Genomic DNA, 19253 nt, shown 5'->3' with positions numbered 1-19253 from the left:
CGGCTATGAAAAGAGTGGATGGCCGCTGATCAAGCCGGTGTCTGTGAACAGGGACATGATTGGGTTAGCCCCCTGATGCCTCGGGAATGCGGCCGAGAAGTCCGATCCCTGGTTGTTGCCCACACCCAGGATGAAGTCGCTGGGTATGATCCCAGGTAGATTTGCGCCGGCGCCCGACTGTGACCACGGGGCGGAGAAAATGGCTAATGTCGTGTTCTGTGTATTGACGGCGAACGGCAGTGATATGCCGCCCCCGCCGTGAATAAAGCCGCTCGGTCCTGTCGCGACGATGCCGATGGTCGCGGTAGAGATGACGGACGACGCCGTATCGGCCGCTTTCGCACCCGCCGTATCGATGTCGGCGATGGTGAAACTCGTCGTGACCGTCTGACTCGGCGCGACCTGACCCGTCGTCGGGGTAAAGACCAGTCCATCCAACGCTGTGGTCACCGCGGCGGCGGATCCGGAGTCGGTATAGACACCGGTCGTGATGTCGTAGTGACCGCCGCCAAGGTTGGTCAGTGTCCCGTTCGCGGTCGATGACAACGCGACTGTCACCGTCTCGGTCTGGTTGGAATTGGTATCGCTAATGGTGACGCCGGAGAACGGCGCGATTGTCGTCCGATCGGTCACCGCCTGGCCCGCTTTGGTGCCATCGATCGTCGGCGGGTTCGCCAATCCGTCCAGTTCCGCCACGATCGCCGCTGCAGCCGCTGCCGTATCGATATAGACGCCGGCCGTGGCGGCAACCGACGTGGTGGTATCGGTGACGGTCAGCCCGAGAGTATCGGTGTCGGTGATGGTGAAGCCAGTGGTGACGGTCTGGCCGGGTGCGACCTGAGCCGGCGTGAAAACCAGCTTGTCCAGCGCGGCCGTAACAGCGGTGGTCGAACCGGTGTCGGTAAAGACGCCGGTCGCCGCGTCGTAGCTGCCGCCATCAAGCGGAGTCAGCGTGCCGTTCCCGGCGACCGACAGCGCTACCGTCACAGTCTCCGTCTGCATGCCGTTGGGATCGGTGATCAGCACATTGGCAAAGGGTGCAACCGTCGTCTGGTCGGTGACTCCCTGGCCGGCTTCCGTGCCGCCGATGACCAGCGGCTCCGCCAGGGCCGTGGCGATGACCGATGTGGTGGTATTGGTGGCGGTGCCGCCACCACTCGTGTCGGCGATGGTGAATTCGGTCGTCACGGTCTGCCCGGGTGCAACCTGACCCGGCGTCGGGTTGAACACCAGGTCATCCAGAGCGGTGGTGACCGCGGCGGCGGAACCACTGTCGGTATACACACCGGTCGCCGCGTCATAGCTGCCGCTGCCGAGGTTGGTCAGGGTGCCGTTCGCCGCCGCGGACAGTGTTACCGTCACCGACTCGTTCTGGCTGACGTTGGCATCCGAGATCACGACGGTGGAGAGCGGCGTGACAGTCGCTTGATCGGTCACCCCCTGATCGGCTTTGGCGCCCTCGATAGTCGCCATCGTGGCGTTCGGTGTGAGGAAGGTAATTTGCGGCGAGGACGGTCCAGAACCATTTGGGACAGCATAGGTATAGCTGATTGTTACTGTGGCACCGGCCTCGGTCAGCAACTCCGCCGCCAGATCGCCTGGGCCGGTCAGGGTTGACGGGCTGTCGGCGGCGATCGGCAGTGCTATCGTACCAGTCCCGACAAACGCCGACAGGTCGCCGGTCACCTCTGACGATGTGAACCCTGTGCCCGTCAGGCCGGTCAGGTTCTCGCCCGAAGCACCGGCGAAATCGATCGTCCCGTCAAACGCGGCCAGGTTCGTGGTGCTGGCGATGGATGGATCGGCCGTGGCGGCACCGAGGCCGTTCGGCAGGGTCAACGTGATGTCGGCGGTCTCGGTCAGGCCGATCGATGCTGATGTCGCCCCCAGATTCTCCACCGCAAGCCCGGCATTGATGTCGCCCACGATCGTCAGGTTGACCGATAGAAGCGCGCCAAGGTCGGGATTGAACTGGTTGGCCGAGACAATGGTGTTCCAGTCGGTCGTCCGGTCGCTGACAGCCAGCGTCTGCAGCGCGGTCGTCCGTATCGTGACGGGACCGCCAGGCAGGAGGCTGGTCGTGATGCCCACATCAGACAAGCCGCTGGTGTAAGAACTGCCGTCGGATCCACTTGCGGCGGGTTGATAATCGTACTGTATGCTGACCGAGGCCCCGGCCTGCCCCTGGGTCAGGCTCAGCAGGTTGCCGTCGGCATGAAGGACGGAACTGACCTGGCTGCTGGCAGTCAGATCGATCGTCCCGGTCCCCACGACCGGCGAGCCGGTGCCCGGGCTGGGGATGTAGTCCGCAACGGCCGTCGCCACGCTGGAGAAACCCGACACCACGGTGCCCGAGGAACCGGCAAAGCCAGTCGTCCCGTTGTAAGCCCCCAGATTGAGCGTCGTGCTTGCTTCCGGGTTGACCGAGGCCAGCACCGTGCCATCGGACTCAGCGACATCAATGGTGCTCGGCAGGTCGATTTGCAGGTTGGCCGCGGTCGCGCCCAGGTTCTGGATCGCCGCGGTGCCGGTGACGGTACCGACAACGCCCACATCGATGCCGGACAGCGTACCCAGCACGGGATCGAACTGATTGAAGCTAAGCGGAACCGACCAGCCGGCGGCCGAATTGGCGACCGTCTGGGTCTGGAGGATCGTCGTTTCGGTCGTCATAACAATCCTCTGTGTTCGCTGTCCTTTCGACTAGCACACGATTATGATCGGGACAATAAGATAACGTTTTTTGTCTTGCTGATGTCACCTTGTCAGATAGCGCTCGACGTCCTCCGGTAGCAGGAATCTGTCATGTTGCAGCTTCTGAGCGACCGCGCGCACCGCATCGGCATAGGCCGTTCCGGGATAGCGAACCGCCAGTGACGCTCGCGGATCGTTCCGCCGTTCTGCCTCGGTCGCCGCGAACGCCAGGAACGTGCCTTCACGGTCGGCAAGCTCGCCGGTGGGGTAGGGGGCTTTGTAGAGATTCCAACCGGTGAACGTGCCGCGTGGCACGGCGATGTCCGGCAGCCGGATTCCGGCGATCTCATTGCCATCGGCATCCACCTGCGGCACCAGCGACCCATAGGTCCGCACCGGCGGCTTCGGGTCGGCCCAGTCCGCCAACGGCGCCGCATCGTTCGCCGCGCGCGGCCGTTCCAGCCCCGAAACCGCGGGAAATGCTACGTTTTCCGCCTTCACCAACGTTCCATCGGCGATCCGGGGTATCCGGCTGTCCGGCGGAGTCTGCCCCGTCGTCACCCACGCATCCAGTGCTACCAGCAGCGCTCGAATGGCCGGCATCGGGTCATGCCAGTTGCGCGGATTGACGCAGGGCCCGTTGTCGCGCGGCATCCCCGCCTTGCCGCCATGCTGCGTGCCCGGCAGCAGATAGGTCCGCACATTCGCCGGTAGCGCGACATCCCGAGTCCCCAGCGGATCGGTGTGCAACAGCGATGCACCCTTCTGCCAGTACTCGGTGGCGGTATTGGTTTCGATCAGCAACGGATCGGTGGCGTCGCCGCGCAGCAGAGCACCGCTGCCGCCGGTGACCGGATCGTCCATCGCCGCGGCCGCGTGCGGGAACTGCACTTCGGGGAAGTCATGATCTTCGTGCCACGTCCGCGTGCGGAACGGTTGACCGAACGGCGTATTGTGAAACACCCGCCCGATGCCCGCCACGTGCGTGAAAACACCATCGAACACGCGGCGTCCGTCCTCGTCGCCGTTGAAGCCCTGCGCGATATGGTCTCGTAAGTAACGACCTGCCTGGGAAATCCCAAAGGCCAGCGTATGCTCGACCGGCCGCCCCACCAGCCCCGAACCATGGTGCCGCAGATGGCTGATGATATCTCGCGTCGCCGCATGGCCGATTCCCAGCACCCGAGGCTTCGTCGCCTGATAGCGGACTTCGTAGATCGATCCCGTCTCGATCACCCCTGTTGGGCGCACCGTCCTCTGGTCGACCATCTCGGACGGGACTGAAACACGTGGCGCCGTCTGCGTGCGCCGCACTGTCACGCTCGCCGGCCCGACCGCCTCGTACGCAAGCTTGAAAGCCTCATGCACGCCAAGCCGCGTGCCCGAAACGAACTCCTCCCGGATGGCCTTCGTCATCCCATCGATCGCCGGCACATCCAGCGACAATCCGGTCGCCTTGGGCGCACCAGGATCCCACCCTGTCCACAATAGGGAAAACCCCAGCCGCAAGGGCAGCGCGTTGCCCAAATCTTCCGCCGTCGCCGGCTGATTGCCGGCCGCCCCCGCACACAAATTGGCGAACAACATGATCCGGCCGCGGTTGTTCACCTCGTACAACAGCCGCCCGTTGCCCTTCGCCGCATCCACCGGACGCAGCAGCACGAATCCGCTACGATATTCGACCAGGCCTGCGGCGTTCCGAGGCGCGCTGTCCAGCAGGGCGATCCCCCGGTTGCGCGGATGCGACGGATCCAACGCACCGCTGGCAACCCCATCGATCCGTTCATACGTGCCCACGGCCCCAAATGTCGCACCACCAACGAACGGCGCGCGCGTCTTGATTTCGATGTCGGTGATCATGTCCAGTGCAACTCCGCTTCGCTACGTTCTTGCAATTCTTCCCGTGTCATGCCCGGAATCATGTCCAGCACGCCGAAACCGCGCGGCGTGATCTCCAGCACAGCGAGGTCCGTATAGACACGCCGCACCACACCCTTCGCTGTTAGCGGATAGGAGCACACCCGCCGGATGCGGGACCCGCCGTGGCCCTTGGTGATGTGCTCCATCGCGACCCACAGACGTTTCGCGCCGATCGCCAGGTCCATCGCACCGCCGACCTGCTTCACCGGCTCGTCGAGGGAACGTGCCCAGTTGGCGATATCACCGTTCTCGGCCACCTCGAATGCGCCCAGCACGCAAAGATCGAGATGCCCGCCGCGCGCGATGGCGAAACTATCGGCGTGATGGACGAACGAACCGCCGGTGCGCAGCGTGATGTGTTGCGTGCCGGCATTGACCAGGAATGGATTGATCTTGTCCGGGGCAGGGGCCGGGCCCGCACCGATCACACCGTTCTCCGAATGAAAAATCACCTCGCGGTCGTTTGGCACGTGATCCGACACGCCGGTCGGGATGCCGATGCCCAGGTTGACGAACCAGCCTTCGGGAATGTCCCGCGCGATACGGGCGGCAATGCCGGCGCGATCCAGTGGACGGAATGTCATGGTGGCTTCTTTCACGCTGGAACATGCACGACGCGGTGCACAAAGACACCGGGCGTATGGACATTGGCGGGCGGAATATCGCCGAGCGCAACGACGTGGCGGGTCTGGACGACGGTTAATGCAGCCGCCATCGCCATCACCGGGTTGAAATTCCTGGCACTTTCGCGGTGCGTCAGATTGCCCCAGCGATCAGCTTCCCACGCGTCCACCAGCGCGACATCGCCCGGCAGCGGATATTCCAGCAGGCAGTTGCGGCCGTTGATGACCCGAGTCTCACGGCCCTCGGCCAGCAGCGTGTCGGCACCTGTCGGGGTATAGAACGCCTGCACCCCGGCACCTGCCGCGCGCAGCCGTTCCGCCAGCGTGCCTTGGGGGACGATCTCCAATTCCAGCTTGCCGGCGGCGAACAAACGCCCGGCAACGCTGTCGGCTCGGACAAAACTGCAGATCAGTTTCCGGCACTGACCGGACGCAAGGATATCGGCTGTCGGCCCCGTATCCCGCCCACCGGAGTTCACCACCAGGGTCAAATCCCGCGCGCCTTGCGCGATGAGGCCCTTCACCAGGGTTTCCGGCATGCCATTGCCGAAGCCTGGCAGCAAGATGACGGCACCGTCCGCGATGTCGGCCAGCGCGGCCGCCACATCGGGCACGAATTTATCGATCATTCGACGATTGTTCCTTGGACTTTGAACGCTGTTGGACCGGTATCTGAGCGCGGTTTCGGCCCGCTGGCAACGGAACGTCTCTCGTCGTTGCGCGGGCGGCGTGCCGGTACGAAGGCATGCGAGCCACTCACCTCGTCACCTACTGTGCTGTCGGCCCAGCCTCCAGCAGCGACAGGTCCTGCTGCGCCAGATCGGCGGTCGTGCTGTTCGGATCAACCCCGCGCGCGCGTTCCCAATCGGCTCGGGCACCCGCCGGGTCGCCCAGCCGCTGGCGCAGGATACCCCGCTCCAGCAACGCGTCCGGATCGTCAGGGTCCAATGTCAGTGCCCGGGAAACATCCGCCTGCGCCAGATCGAGCTGGTTCAATTTCCGCCGCATCATCGCCCGCAGGACCAACGCATCGGGTCGCTGGGCGTCCTGCCGCAGGGCCTGGCTCACATCGTCGACGGCGTCCTGGAATCGGCCAAGCACGCCCTCGGCCGTCGCCCGCATGATGAACAGCTCGGTATCGTCTGGCGACAGGCTGAGCGCCTGCGTGGCGTCCTCCACCGCTTTGTCCGCCTGCGCGACCATCATACGTGCCTGCGTCGCCTGGCTGAGGACGGAGGCACGAGCCATCGCCGGGGCGCTGCTTTGCCGCGCGAGTTGCTCCAGCACCTCGGCTCCGGACGCTGGTTGGCCCGAAGCGATCAGCGCCAGCCCGTGGCAATGCACCGCGCCATCGCCTCCGCCGTCAGCCTGCCAGGTCGCGGCCAGTGCGACCGCGCCCGTCGGATCGCTGGCCAACGTGTCGAGGCAGGTTTCATAGGTACTGCCTTCGGCGATACGCGGAGGGAATGGGGGAATTGGCAGGTCAGCCGAAGTGTCTTCCCACTTGGGTTGGGGCGCGCTTCGCCACCAGGCGGCGCCGGCAATTCCACTTACCAGGACCAGGGACGCACAGAAGAGTATCGGCCGCCGGAACATGCTGGCAGCTTAGCCGGGCTTGCTGAAATGGAGGAAGGCATTTTGCCCGATATGATGCCCCACCGGCAGGTCCCCGAACGGCGGAAACGGCACGCTGCCCAAGCAGGGTTGGAAAATACTGTCGTGGATCAGCACGTTGTGGCGGACTGTCGGCCAAACCGTTTCGGTCAGTAAATCCTGATCGACGTGGTCGTTTTCCACGCGCCAGGCCGTGTAGGCGCGCAGCAGCGTCGCCGGCGGCGGCAGGATGCCGCCCACTCCGCCCCACATGCCGGCCAGCAGAAGGTCGGTGTGGGTGTACCAATCGCGCATGGCGTGGAAGTGGAAGTCCGAACGCAGCCAGACATCGACGGCGACCCGTTCCTTCACCGTCAGCAGCGAGTCGGCGTCGCGAATCAGAAAACGTTGTACGGCCGGGTCGGCGATCGCCTCGAATCGCCACAGCAGGCCGCGATGTGTGGGAACGCCGGACGGCAGCCGCATCGGTCGGAGCTGCACACCGTGAGCAGACAATTGCGCAAGGTAACCGGAATCGACTGAAAGGTCATGGTAAACCCGGATGGTCCATTCGGGAAACAGATGCGGCCGGATACGGGCGTTCTCCAGCAACGGCACCTGATAGCGCGGCAGGTTGCCCCATAGCGTGTAGGCGATGATGTTTTGCTCCGGACGGCCGGGATTGAACGCTGGCGGCAGGCCGGTCGGTATCGCCACCAAGGGCGTCGCGACGCCGAAGCGGCGGTCCTTGTTCTCCAGCGCCAGGCGTCCGGCCGCCACCGCAAGGTCCGTGCGCCCGGTGCGCTGATGGGCTTCGCACAGGCAGTCATGCACGTTGGCGCTGTCGGATCCCAAGGCAAGGGCGGCCTCGCAAGCCGCGATCGAGCCGGCGATATCGAACCCGGCCAACAGAAGGACAGCCAGATTCTCATGTAATGAGGCGTTGTCCGGATATAGGCGGATTGCATCCCGCAGTACCTCGACACTATCGGCGATACGATGATCGGCGTGGTGGATCAGGCCCGCGAACAGGAAGTCGTCGGCCACTTGGGTGCCGGTTGCTCGGGCCATGGCCAGAACGGCGGATTGGGCTTCGGCCGCATCCGCTAAACGTCCTTTCGCATACGCATCGCGGGCGACGGCACGCAGATCGTCGAGTTTGGCGGGCGGCGATGTGGCGGAAGAGCCGTCACGCCGCGGATCAGCCATGATGGCCGAACCCACCCGTGGCCGCGTGTTGGCCGGGGGGCCAAAAAAGCCGCCGCTACCGCCCCACGACATGGCCTAACGCGCTCCGGCCAGTTTGGCTGTCGTCACTACGAACATCGGGTGGCCTGCATGGCGATCCACATGCGGTCGTTCATACACTCGTTCGGCAATGTGTCGCCCCGGGAAAATACGCGACGGATCTCTTTGTCAGGTCAGGCGAGAACGGATCGCCGCCCGCGGCGACGCATCAGCCCGGCAAAGCCAGCCCCCACCGCGAGCAATGACAAGGTTCCCGGTTCCGGCACGGGCCGCGGGTTGTTCACGCTGGGTGTGGCCCCGACCGGGGCATTGCTGCCGTCGAACAAGTTGCCTCCGTTGTTGGCAGCGATCGTATAACCGAGGCCCTTCAGCACGTCTTCGTCGGAGATTGAAAGGCCTTCGTTCACGTTCTGAGTGAACCCGGAATTCTGTGCGTCGGTCGAGGTTGGATTGGGCAAATTCAACCAATCGCTGCGATCGGCGTTGGGGTCGACATACTCGAATGTACCCAGGTCCGTTACCCCGCCATCGGTGGAAGCATAGGCAGCGGCATTCTCACTATAGCTGGACACGCCGGGGCTGCTGTAGCGGAACAAGTCAAATGGAAGGGCCTCATAACTGGAGGTGACGCCTCCGTCGTTCAGGCTAGATAGTCGCCCGAGCACCTCCTCTATTTCATGTTCCGCCACCGCTTGAAACGAAACCGCGCCGCCGCTGGGCGTGCCCAAGAAGCTGAACAGGGCCAAATTGCTGCTGAAGCCGATATAGCCGTCGATGGGGTTCAACGGCGAAAAGTTGGCCGGAGACAATCCCAAGGCCTTGAATTCCGCCTGTGGCATATAGAAAGTGGCCCCACCAGTCGCAGGGGCGGCGGGAAGCGTTGCCCCGGTGCTTGCCAGGGCGGCCTCGGTGGCGGCCAACGATGTTGCCGCGGTCGGCCCCATCTGGATGAGGTGGACCTCATTTCCGCTATCGTTGCCGCTGGGCAATGTCTGCGTTGTTCCGTTGATGGTCCCAACCGAGACTTGCACATTGACCGTGATGGGATTGGTGATCGCGGCCTCGAACTGCTGGGCAACGCCGTTGAAGGCGGTTTCGACCTGGTTTTCCTGCGCCAGGGTGATACCCGGATCGTAGGAAAAGTCGTAGGTCACATCCAGCACGAGGTTGGCGAATGCCGGTGCCGGCAGTAAGGCGGCCCCGCCAAGCATCGCCAGTGCAATGAAACCGCCCGTTTTCGTATTTTGGTTCATGGTCTTCTTGGCCTGTCCGTCAGAGCGCGCCCGTTGCCCGCGATGAGTCACGTCCCGCACCGTTTGACCAACCCGCCGCCGATTAAGCGACTTTCATCAATTAACGATACGGTACGACCGGTTTAAGGCGTGATCGTTGGGATATCAAGACCAATTTTGTCTAATTTTCATCCTTTCATCGCGTGAATCTAATCCGCTCTCGCCTATCGGTCTTAGGCCCCACCCTTCGCCTCCCGCCGGCGGCGATGCAGGATGAACTCGGTATAGCCGTTCGGCTGCGTGCGCCCATCGAAGATCAGGTCGGAGGCAGCCTTGTAAGCCACCCCGTCAAACGCGGGCGCCATCGGCTTATACAGGGGATCGCCCGCGTTCTGCCGATCGACCACCACCGCCATGCGCTGCAGCGCCTCGGTCACCTGCGTTTTGGTCACCACGCCATGCAGCAGCCAGTTGGCGATGTGTTGCGAGGAAATCCGCAGCGTCGCCCGGTCCTCCATCAGGCCGACATCGTGGATGTCCGGCACCTTGGAGCAGCCGATCCCCTGGTCGATCCAGCGAACCACGTAGCCGAGGATGCCCTGGCAGTTGTTATCCAATTCCTGCCGCAGATCGTCCTGGGACCAGTTCTGGCCCTCGGCCAGCGGGATGGTCAGCAGGTTCTTCAGGGGCGCCCGGGGGCGAGACGCCAGTTCGGTCTGCCGCGCGGCGACATCGACCTGATGATAATGCAGCGCGTGCAGCGTCGCGGCAGTGGGTGAGGGCACCCAGGCGGTGTTGGCACCCGCCATCGGGTGGCCGATCTTCTGCACCAGCATGTCCGCCATCCGGTCGGGTGCGGCCCACATGCCTTTGCCGATCTGCGCCTTGCCCCGCAGCCCGCATTCCAGGCCGATCTCGACGTTCTGGTCTTCATACGCCTTGATCCAGGCGGTGCCGCGCATATCGTTCTTGCGGATCATCGGCCCGGCTTCGATGGAGGTGTGGATCTCGTCACCCGTCCGGTCCAGGAAGCCGGTATTGATGAACACAACCCGGTGCGCCGCCGCCGCGATGCAGGCCTTGAGGTTGGCGGAGGTCCGCCGTTCCTCATCCATGATGCCCATCTTCAACGTGTTCGCGACCAGTCCGAGGATGGTTTCAACACGCCCGAATAGGTCGGCGGTCAGCGCCACTTCCTCCGGCCCATGCATCTTCGGCTTGACGATGTAGATCGATCCGGCCCGGCTGTTTTTGATCGATCCTTTGCTGGTCAGGTCATGCACCGCGATCAGCGAGGTCACCGCCGCATCCAGGAAGCCTTCCGGGATTTCCGCGCTCGAGGCATCCAGAACCGCGTCGGTGTACATGTGATGGCCAACATTGCGGATCAGCATCAGGCTGCGGCCTGACAGCCACAGCGTGCCGCCCGCCGGTTTGGTGTATTGCCGGTCTGGGTTCAGCCGGCGGGTCATCGTCTGGCTGGCTTTCTCGAACGTGTCCTCCAGCGAGCCGTTCATCAGACCCAGCCAGTTGCGGTAGGCAACAACCTTGTCATCGGCGTCGACGGCGGCGATGGAATCCTCGCAATCCTGGATGGTCGTCAGGGCAGCTTCCATCACCACGTCGGCGACACCAGCAGGGTCGTCCTTGCCGATCATGTTCGTCCGATCGATCACAATTTCGAGATGAATGCCGTTATGTTTGAGCAACACGATCGACGGCGCCGAAGCCTCGCCCCGGTAACCGGCGAACTGCGATGGGTCCTTCAACCCGGTGGTGCCGCCACTCCTCAGGCTGACCGAGAGTGCCCCGTCCTTCACCGTGTAGAGGACCGCGTCGGCGTGGCCGCCGGTCGTGAGCGGCGCCGCGCCGTCCAGGATTTCACGCGCCTTCGCCACGACTTTGCCGCCGCGGACCTTGTTGAATCCCGGCCCGCGGGTCGCGCCGTCGTCTTCCGGAATCGCGTCGGTGCCATACAGCGCGTCGTACAGACTGCCCCAGCGGGCGTTGGCGGCATTCAATGCGTACCGGGCGTTGGTGACCGGAACGACCAATTGCGGACCCGCGAGCGTGGCGATCTCCGCATCAACATTCGAGGTACTGACTGCAACGTTGGCCGGTTCCCCCACGAGGTAGCCGATGCTGCGCAGGAAAATTAGATAGCCATCGATGTCCGCCGGCTTGCCCTTGTTGGCCTGATGCCATGTGTCCAGTTGCTGCTGAATGTTGTCGCGCTTATCGAGCAACGCCTTGCAACGTGGCGCCAGTTCGGCGAGCAGCCCGGCGAACCCGCTCCAGAAAGCATCGCTGCCGATGGCGGTTCCCGGCAGGGCCTCACTGTCAACAAAGTCGTAAAGCGGCTTGGCGATGCGGATACCAGCTGACTCGACATAATCCATGCGGATTACCTTCTGATGGGGAGGATAAAATGGACGGAAGGCCGCGATATAGGATGGAACCCAGGCGCCCGGCCAGCCCCTGGCCACTCGATGATACCGATATTAAGGAGGGTTATGGCGATGTATCGGAAAACGCGCGCGACCGTGAACTTGACATGACGATGTGCCACCCAATTTCGGTAGTGCGGATGACGGCTAGGCCTCATCCGCGTGACGTTTCCCCCCCAAACTTAAGCGGCGTCTTCGGACGCCGTTTTTTTGGAGAGTGGGTTTCACCGGAGCCCGCAAAACAATCGTCATCTTCGTTTTGGTTTTGTCATCCATTGCGCCCGTTGGCGCTGTAATAGATTGACCGCCGGGTAAGTGTTTCGCCGTTCCCGGTCGAGGCTTGGTTTGGCCTGGCAGTGCGTTGCGGCGAATTCCCGCGATGCCAGCGGCCTCGCGACGCCGGCACGCAACCAAGACTCAGGATCAACGGCCCTTGGCGGGGTGCGCGGCGGCACCCCGCTCCTCATCCCCTAAAACGGCTGATCTCCGCGGATCGTGATGCGGTGCATGAGGCGTGTTTCGGACGGGTAGTCGTTGATCGCGAAATGCTGGGTGCAGCGGTTGTCCCAGAAGGTCAGCGTGCCGGCTTCCCAGCGGACCCGGCAGGTATGTTCCGGCCTGGTGGACTGTTTCATGAAGAAGTCCATCAGCGGCTGGCTTTCCTCGTCGGTCATGCCATCGAAGTTCTGCACGTGGCCACCGATGTAAATGGATTTGCGGCCGGTCTCCGGGTGGGTCCGCACCAGCGGATGGATGCTGGTGGTGATGACGTCGCCAGGGTCCTTGACCTTCATCTCGCTCATTTGCCGGTCGTAGCGTTCCTTGCGCGACAGGCCGTTGGCCGCCTTGAAGTTGTCGCCGACGCAGACGGTGCGAAGCTGCCCGGCGATGTCCTTCATCGCATCTGACAGGCTTTCGTAGGCAAGATATTGATTGGTGAACAGCGTGTCACCGCCGGCGGAGGGCACCTCCAGCGCATACAGCATCGTACCCATGGCAGGGCTGGGTGAGAACATCTGGTCGGTGTGCCACGACCCGCCGAAATTCTTCTTGTCGGTGGGTCGTTTGACGATCTTCAGGATCTCCGGATAGTCCTCCATCCCTTGCATGAACGGATGCAGATGGATCTCGCCCCAGCGGCGTGCGAAGGCCAGTTGCTGGTCCGGTGTGATGTTCTGGCCGCGGATCGCGATCACCAGATTGTCCAGCAGCGCGGCTCGGATTTCCGCCAGCACTTCCTCGGACACATCTTGCGACAGATCGACCCCGCGAACCTCGGCACCGAGTGATCCGGCGATCTTCTGGACGTCCAGATGACGGTATTGCGTGTTGCGTGGCGCGTTCATGGGCTGAAGCCCTCCTTCCTTGCCGGAATGATGACTCCGCTTTCCAACCGATGGCAAGCCGGCAGGCGGGTCAGAGCCCGCCCACGCCGCTCAATACATGTGCATCCCGCCGTTGATCGACAGCGTCGATCCAGTAACGAAATCTGCATCCTCGGCGGTCAGGAACGCCACGCCGCGAGCGATATCTTCGGCATGGCCCAGGCGTCCGACGGGAATTTTCGCGACGATCTTGCGCAGCACCTCGCCGGGGACCGCGCGCACCATCTCTGTATCGACATAACCAGGGGCGATCGCATTGACGGTGATACCATAGCGCGCGCCTTCCTGTGCCAGCGCCTTGGTGAAACCGTGAATGCCTGATTTGGCGGCGGCATAGTTCACCTGGCCATATTGTCCGGCCTGCCCGTTGATGCTGCCGATGTTCACGACACGGCCAAACTTGCGCTCGCGCATGCCCTCGAACGTCAGCTTGCACATGTTGAAGCAGGAGCCAAGGTTGGTATCCAGAACCGCGTCCCACATGTCCCGCCGCATGCGCAGCAGGGTACCGTCGCGCGTGATGCCGGCGTTGTTCACCAGGATATCGATCGGACCGTGCTCCGCGGTGACTTTGGCGATGCCGGCCTCGCATGCCTCAAACTCGCAAACGTTGAATTTGACGATGGCGATGCCGGTTTCCGCTTGAAACGCTTCGGCGGCCGCATCGTTCGATCCGTAGTTAGCGACGACGGTACGGCCCTGGGCCTTCAGCGTCAGGCTGATCGCCGCGCCGATACCCCGAGTTCCGCCTGTAACCAGTGCGATGCGTGCCATCGGAACCTCCCCTTTTTGTTGCTCCAGACCGGGGCAGTCTGACCGCTTCCGTGGAACATGCAAAGGTCAAACCATCATGGATCACGTGGTTACGACAGGTCTTCCGCCAAGCCGACGGCCGCCCGGGGCATACCCAGCCACAGGGCGACTACCGCGGCCATCTGCAAGGCCGCCGAGGCGGCAAAGACCAGGGGAGCGTGACCGTCGCTGCCTGTTATGCGCAAAGTGCCGAAGGCCAGCGGGGCGAAGGCGAAGCATCCCTGGCTGATACCCATCACCAGTGCCACGGCGCGCGGCAGGTCGGATGGCGTAAACTCACCCTGGGCGATCAGCGGCGGCATGGACGCGGTGGTGCCGATCCCCAGACCGAACAGCAGCGATCCGGTCACCAGAAGCGGCACATTCCGCCCCGCGGCGAGCAACAATGCGACCGATCCAACGATCTGCACGATGCTATTCGCCATCCCGACCAGGCGGCGGTTGATCCCGGGGCGCATAAGTCGAGCCGTAATGGAACGGCCAGCCAGAGCCGCGGCAGGCGCGAACCCCAGGACGACACCGGCGGCGCCCTGGCCGAGTGCCGGGACCAGCAGGGAGAACAACTGCATCATCAGCCCGACCTGGGCGAACAGCGACAGGGCAGCGGCCGCCGCCTGGGTAAGCAACCGGCGGTCTCGCCACGGACCGGCGGGTCCGATCGGCTGACTCGCCGCCGATACACGTCGCACGGGCGTGGCCACCGAAGGGCCGTCGTCAACCCGCAGACCCATCTCCTCCGGCGTCGGCACGAAATAATGCCCGGCTAGCCACCATACGATGGCGACCATCGCGCCGCCGACCAGCGCCATCGCCTCCAGGAAACCGAAATGACCGATCAGCGCGACCCACAGCGGTGAAAAGACGATGCCGCCGAAACTGGCGCCATTATAGGCCATCGACAGCGCGGCGGGCCGGCGCCGATCGAACCAAGGCGCGACCATCGCGTTAAGCGCCGGGCCGCTGGTCATCGCCCAGCCCGAGGCACTGATCGGCGTGATGGCGAAAAGCTGCCACGGTTCGGCGGCGAGCGCCCAGCCAACCAGCCCCAACGCCGTCAGCACCGCCCCCGCTCGGGTCACTGCGGCGACGCCGAACCGCGCGTGCAGCCACGCGAGGTTGGTCATGACGACGGCGCCGATCAGCAGGTTGCAGGTGAATGCGGCCGAGATCAGCGGGATGGACCAGCCTCGGTTCTGATGGATCGCGTTGAGGAAGATCGGCGGCCCATAGAAGCCAATCCCCCAGGTGAAAATGGCGACGATGAACGCCGCCGAAACCACTTTCCAGCCGAAGAACATCCGCGCCATCACTTAGAACCGGCCATTCCGGGGCGTCAGCGACGCGAGTCCGTCGCCAATCGCAGCGCCATCCCGGCGAGAACCGTGCCCATCACCCAGCGTTGGACCACCAGCCAGAGCGGCCGGTCGGCGAGGAACGCCGCGATGGACCCGGCGGTCATCGCGATCAAGGCGTTCACGCTGACGCTGATGACGATATAGGCGGTTCCCAGCACTAGCGACTGCGCCAGGATGCTGCCGCGCGCCGGATCGACGAATTGCGGCAGCAGCGACAGGAACAGCATGGCGACTTTCGGGTTCAGCAGGTTCGTCACCAGCCCCATGATGAACAGCCGTCCCCGGCTATCCTTGGGGAGCGTCCGGACCTGGAATGGCGACCGGCCGCCCGGCTTCAGCACCTGCCATGCGAGATACAGCAGATACACCGCACCACCGAAACGCAGCGCGTCGTAGCCATACGGCACCGCCAGCAGCAGGGCGGTAATGCCGAAGGCCGCGCTCAGCATATAGAACACGAACCCCAGCGCGACCCCGCCCAGGGAAACCAGCCCGGCCATGCGTCCCTGGGAGATCGATCGCGAAATCAGATACATCATGTTCGGACCCGGCGTCAGCACCAGTCCGACCGTAATCAGTGAAAACGCGGCAAGACCTGACAAACCCGGCATGAGGCGACTCCTGCGCTGACCGGCGGTTCCGGCCCGCCGAATGGATATCACGTTGCTGGCCAGTAAGGGAAATGCCGCGGCCGGATCGGACGCCAACCCCGCTGGTCGCGTTACGGCGCCCGCGGCTCGATCACCAGTTGCGTCTGCGTGACCAGCGCGATGGTGCGGCCGGCCTCAGTCGTGATGCGTGTCTGCCAGACCATGGTGCGCCGGCCGCGATGGACGGGTGTGGTCTCGGCAAGGACCTTGGTACCGACCGGTGCCGGCGCGAGGAAATTGGTTTTCGATTCGATGGTCGTGGTGCCGGTGCCGGCGGGCAGGTTGATGACGGTCGCAGCGGCCCCCAGCGTGTCGGCAAAGGCCATGATCGCACCGCCATGCAGGATAGCCGGCCCTGTGCACAGATCATCGCGGACCACAAGTTCGGCGGTCACCCGGTCCGGCGCCGCGCTGGTGAACTGGATACCGAGCAGGGCGGCGAAGGGCAGCGGCGATTGGCGCAGGCGCTGAAGGTCGTCCATGATGTGCTCCCTTGTTCCCACCTAAGTATGCCACGGTCTGATCTGCTCACCCATTAACCGCCAGGTAATGGAATTGCGCCACGGCCCGCGGTAGCGTTGCATATGACGTTGATCACCGTGACTGCCCCGTCGTCCCGTCCCGTCGGCGCCCTGCTGCGCGAGTGGCGGCAGCGGCGGCGCCTGAGCCAACTCGACCTCGCCTGTGAAGCCGACATCTCGACCAAACATCTCAGCTTTCTGGAAACCGGGCGGTCGGTGCCGAGCCGCGACATGGTGCTGCACCTGGCAGAGCGCCTGAATGTCCCGTTGCGCGCCAGGAATGTGCTGCTGCACGCCGCGGGCTACGCCCCGGTGTTTCCGGAACGGCCGCTCGACGACGCGACACTGGGTGCGGTGCGGCAGGCGGTCGATCTGGTGCTGAGGGGGCATGAGCCGCATCCGGCGCTCGCGATCGATCGTCACTGGTGCATGGTGGCGGCCAACCGGGCGATCGCACCACTGATCGTGGGCGTCGATCCGGCGCTGCTGCGGCCACCGGTGAACGTGCTGCGGCTGGGGTTGCATCCGTCCGGGCTGGCACCGCGCACCGTCAACCTGCCGGAATGGCGGGCGCACCTGCTGGTCCGACTGCGCCAGCAGATCGATGCCTCCGGCGACCCGGTACTGGTCGACCTGCTGGCGGAACTGCGGTCCTATCCGGTACCGCACGGCGAGGCCCCACCGGCGGCGGGTCGGTCGTTCGGCAACGTGGCGGTGCCGTTCCGTTTGGCCACCGATGCCGGAGTGCTGTCCTTCTTCAGCACCACGACGGTGTTCGGCACGCCGGTCGACATCACCCTGTCCGAACTGGCGCTGGAGTGCTTCTTTCCGGCCGACCACACCACGGTAGAGGCGATGCGGCGGTTTGCCTCCGAACCGTAATTCAACAAGGGAGACAAAACGTGGCGATCCCCGTGATTCTCGATTGTGACCCCGGCACCGATGATGCGATCGCGCTGTTGCTGGCGCTGGCCTCGCCCGAACTGTCAGTACTCGCCGTCACGGTGGCGGGTGGCAATGTCGGGCTGGTACATACGCTGCCCAACGCGCTCGCTTTGACCGCCCTGGCAGGGTCCGAGGTGCCGGTCCATGCCGGGGCCGACCGCCCACTGCTGGGAGCGTTTGTCAGTGAGACCGGTGTCCACGGCGAGGATGGGCTGGGTGGTGTCGTCCTGCCGCGCGGCGGAACCGCCGCCCCCGGACTGGCGGCCGATGTTATTCGGGGCATTTTACGCGACAGCGCCGAACCGGTGACACTGATCGGCATCGGGCCGGCCACCAACCTGGCCCTTGCCCTGGCCACCGAACCGGCGCTGGCCGCCCGCGTGCGGCAGATCGTGCTGATGAGCGGCGCCTGGGCCGAGGGCAACGTCACGCCTGCCGCGGAATTCAACGCCTGGAGCGACCCGGAGGCACTGGCCATCCTGCTGGCAAGCGGCCGCCCGGTGGTGTTCACGACTTTGGAATTGACGGCGCAGGCACTAGCCACACCGGCCAGGCTCGCGGCATGGCGTCGCCTCGGCAACGGTCGAAGCCTCAATGCCGCGTGTGATATCCAGGCAACGGTGTCGCCGTCGCGCCGGCTGGGGGGGATCGGGGCGCCGCTGCACGATCCCTGCGCCGTTGCATGGCTGATCCGTCCGGACCTGTTCACTGCGCGGGATTGCGCGGTACGGATGGATTTGGGGCCAGGACCCAGCCGCGGCCGGACGGTGATCGATCGCTGGGGGCGCACGGGCGATCCAGTGAATGCCAAGGTGCTTGAAACTGTCGATGCGGACGGTTTGTTCGCGCTGCTGGGCGAAAGGCTCACGCTGCTGCCGTGATCGCGTGTCGTCACGACATGCTCGATACGATCGGCCGTCCGGATCCGCCCGCAACATTGCAACGCCGCCAGGAAGACGCGATCCATGCGTCATGTTCGGGATGGCCAACGCGCGAATCTAGGCTAAACGTTCATCCGGGGCACCAACGAATGACAATTGAGCTGGAATCAGCGCTATCTGAACTTGAAACGAGGCTGGCGGAAGCGGAGCGTCAGGCCAACGGCTTGCTTGGCCGCCTCAAGCGCGCCCGCCGCATGGCGGCGACCGGCGACATCAACGGCGTGACCACGCAACTTGAGCCGGCACCGGACGCGGTGGACCGTCTTGTCATGGCGTTCAAATCCCTGGATGGATCGTTCATATATGATGCCGAGGACGCCTTCGCCGGCGGGACGTATTTAGCCGAACTGATGGCCGAAGCCGCCCGCCAGGGTGTCACCATCATCGAGCGCGACGGCCGACTGAGCGCCTTTCCCCTGGTGCTCAAACTTGACGCGAAAACCCCGGGCGTGCGCGTCGGACGGAAAATGGTGCGTGCGATCCGCCCCTCTGCGTTGGTAAAATCGTTGAAGGCCGCCCAGCAGGCCGGCCGTTTCAACGCGGCGGGCTTCCTCGAACAGCTATGGCGCGCCTATCAGCATCTGGTGCCGCCCGGCTGGAAGCCGCAGGACGGTTCGGACGGCCCGATCGTGTCGCTATCCCGCATCCATGGCTTGCTCACCCTCTTGCCGGCCGCCGCGGCGGACTATCCGCGCGAGGCCTTCGTCTGCGATCTGTTGCGGCTCAACCGCGAGCCCGACACGCGGACGAGAGCCGGCCTTGGCTTTACCCTGCCAGCCTCCACCGGCAGCAAGGGGGCGGATCGGCTGACCGTGTACGACGAACGCGGCGGCGAGCATATTTTCGTCGGCATTCGCTTCCTGCCGCCGGCGTGAATGGGAGGGAT

Annotated in this window: 16 protein-coding genes; 3 read left to right on the top strand and 13 right to left on the bottom strand. The window is 64.2% G+C overall.

Annotated features, from left to right (window positions below):
• Positions 1-3: 3 nt before the first annotated feature.
• From GSQ89_RS30230 to GSQ89_RS30170, 13 genes are all read right to left on the bottom strand, one after another.
• Positions 4-2673 (bottom strand): S-layer family protein, encoded by a 2670-nt coding sequence (locus GSQ89_RS30230; protein ID WP_158931824.1) that lies wholly within the window; start codon positions 2671-2673, stop codon positions 4-6.
• 84 nt (positions 2674-2757) lie between these two features.
• Entirely contained in the window at positions 2758-4554 is a 1797-nt protein-coding gene (locus GSQ89_RS30225) for an alpha/beta hydrolase domain-containing protein (RefSeq protein ID WP_158931823.1), read from the bottom strand.
• On the bottom strand, positions 4551-5198 hold the full coding sequence (locus GSQ89_RS30220) for a 3-oxoacid CoA-transferase subunit B (protein WP_158931822.1): 648 nt from the start codon (positions 5196-5198) through the stop codon (positions 4551-4553). Before GSQ89_RS30220 ends, GSQ89_RS30225 begins: the two co-directional genes overlap by 4 nt.
• An 11-nt stretch (positions 5199-5209) precedes the next feature.
• Positions 5210-5866, bottom strand: coding sequence for a 3-oxoacid CoA-transferase subunit A (locus tag GSQ89_RS30215; RefSeq protein ID WP_158931821.1), 657 nt, complete (start codon positions 5864-5866; stop codon positions 5210-5212).
• A 139-nt stretch (positions 5867-6005) separates the two neighbouring features.
• Positions 6006-6833, bottom strand: coding sequence for a tetratricopeptide repeat protein (locus tag GSQ89_RS30210; RefSeq protein ID WP_158931820.1), 828 nt, complete (start codon positions 6831-6833; stop codon positions 6006-6008).
• A 9-nt stretch (positions 6834-6842) separates the two neighbouring features.
• Positions 6843-8039, bottom strand: a complete 1197-nt coding sequence (locus tag GSQ89_RS30205) for a hypothetical protein (protein ID WP_158931819.1) — start codon at positions 8037-8039, stop codon at positions 6843-6845.
• A gap of 212 nt (positions 8040-8251) precedes the next feature.
• Complete coding sequence (locus GSQ89_RS30200) at positions 8252-9331, bottom strand: NF038122 family metalloprotease (protein ID WP_158931818.1); 1080 nt, start codon at positions 9329-9331, stop codon at positions 8252-8254.
• A 212-nt stretch (positions 9332-9543) separates the two neighbouring features.
• On the bottom strand, positions 9544-11709 hold the full coding sequence (locus tag GSQ89_RS30195) for a malate synthase G (protein WP_158931817.1): 2166 nt from the start codon (positions 11707-11709) through the stop codon (positions 9544-9546).
• 518 nt (positions 11710-12227) lie between these two features.
• On the bottom strand, positions 12228-13103 hold the full coding sequence (locus GSQ89_RS30190) for a TauD/TfdA family dioxygenase (RefSeq protein ID WP_158931816.1): 876 nt from the start codon (positions 13101-13103) through the stop codon (positions 12228-12230).
• Between the two features lie 90 nt (positions 13104-13193).
• Positions 13194-13916, bottom strand: a complete 723-nt coding sequence (gene phbB / locus GSQ89_RS30185) for an acetoacetyl-CoA reductase (RefSeq protein WP_158931815.1) — start codon at positions 13914-13916, stop codon at positions 13194-13196.
• Between the two features lie 89 nt (positions 13917-14005).
• Entirely contained in the window at positions 14006-15262 is a 1257-nt protein-coding gene (locus GSQ89_RS30180; RefSeq protein WP_158931814.1) for an MFS transporter, read from the bottom strand.
• Positions 15263-15288: 26 nt separating this feature from the next.
• On the bottom strand, positions 15289-15921 hold the full coding sequence (locus tag GSQ89_RS30175) for a LysE family translocator (RefSeq protein WP_158931813.1): 633 nt from the start codon (positions 15919-15921) through the stop codon (positions 15289-15291).
• Positions 15922-16031: 110 nt separating this feature from the next.
• The gene (locus GSQ89_RS30170; RefSeq protein WP_158931812.1) at positions 16032-16442 is read right to left on the bottom strand and encodes a PaaI family thioesterase; all 411 of its coding nucleotides are present in this window, start codon (positions 16440-16442) and stop codon (positions 16032-16034) included.
• A gap of 102 nt (positions 16443-16544) precedes the next feature.
• Between GSQ89_RS30170 and GSQ89_RS30165 the strand changes: the two genes are divergently transcribed.
• From GSQ89_RS30165 to GSQ89_RS30155, 3 genes are all read left to right on the top strand, one after another.
• A complete protein-coding gene (locus GSQ89_RS30165; protein ID WP_158931811.1) occupies positions 16545-17363 on the top strand; it encodes a helix-turn-helix domain-containing protein in 819 nt (272 codons plus the stop codon).
• 20 nt (positions 17364-17383) lie between these two features.
• Positions 17384-18307 carry a nucleoside hydrolase gene (locus tag GSQ89_RS30160; protein ID WP_254073431.1) on the top strand — a complete coding sequence of 308 codons (924 nt, stop codon included), beginning with the start codon at positions 17384-17386 and terminating at the stop codon, positions 18305-18307.
• A gap of 149 nt (positions 18308-18456) precedes the next feature.
• Complete coding sequence (locus GSQ89_RS30155; RefSeq protein ID WP_158931810.1) at positions 18457-19242, top strand: hypothetical protein; 786 nt, start codon at positions 18457-18459, stop codon at positions 19240-19242.
• The last annotated feature ends 11 nt before the right edge of the window (positions 19243-19253 follow it).

It is taken from the genome of Acidisphaera sp. S103, assembly GCF_009765975.1.
In the GTDB taxonomy this organism is placed as follows: Bacteria; Pseudomonadota; Alphaproteobacteria; order Acetobacterales; family Acetobacteraceae; genus Rhodopila.
Note: the sequence above shows the minus strand (reverse complement) of the source record. Positions and strands in the feature narration are given on the sequence as shown.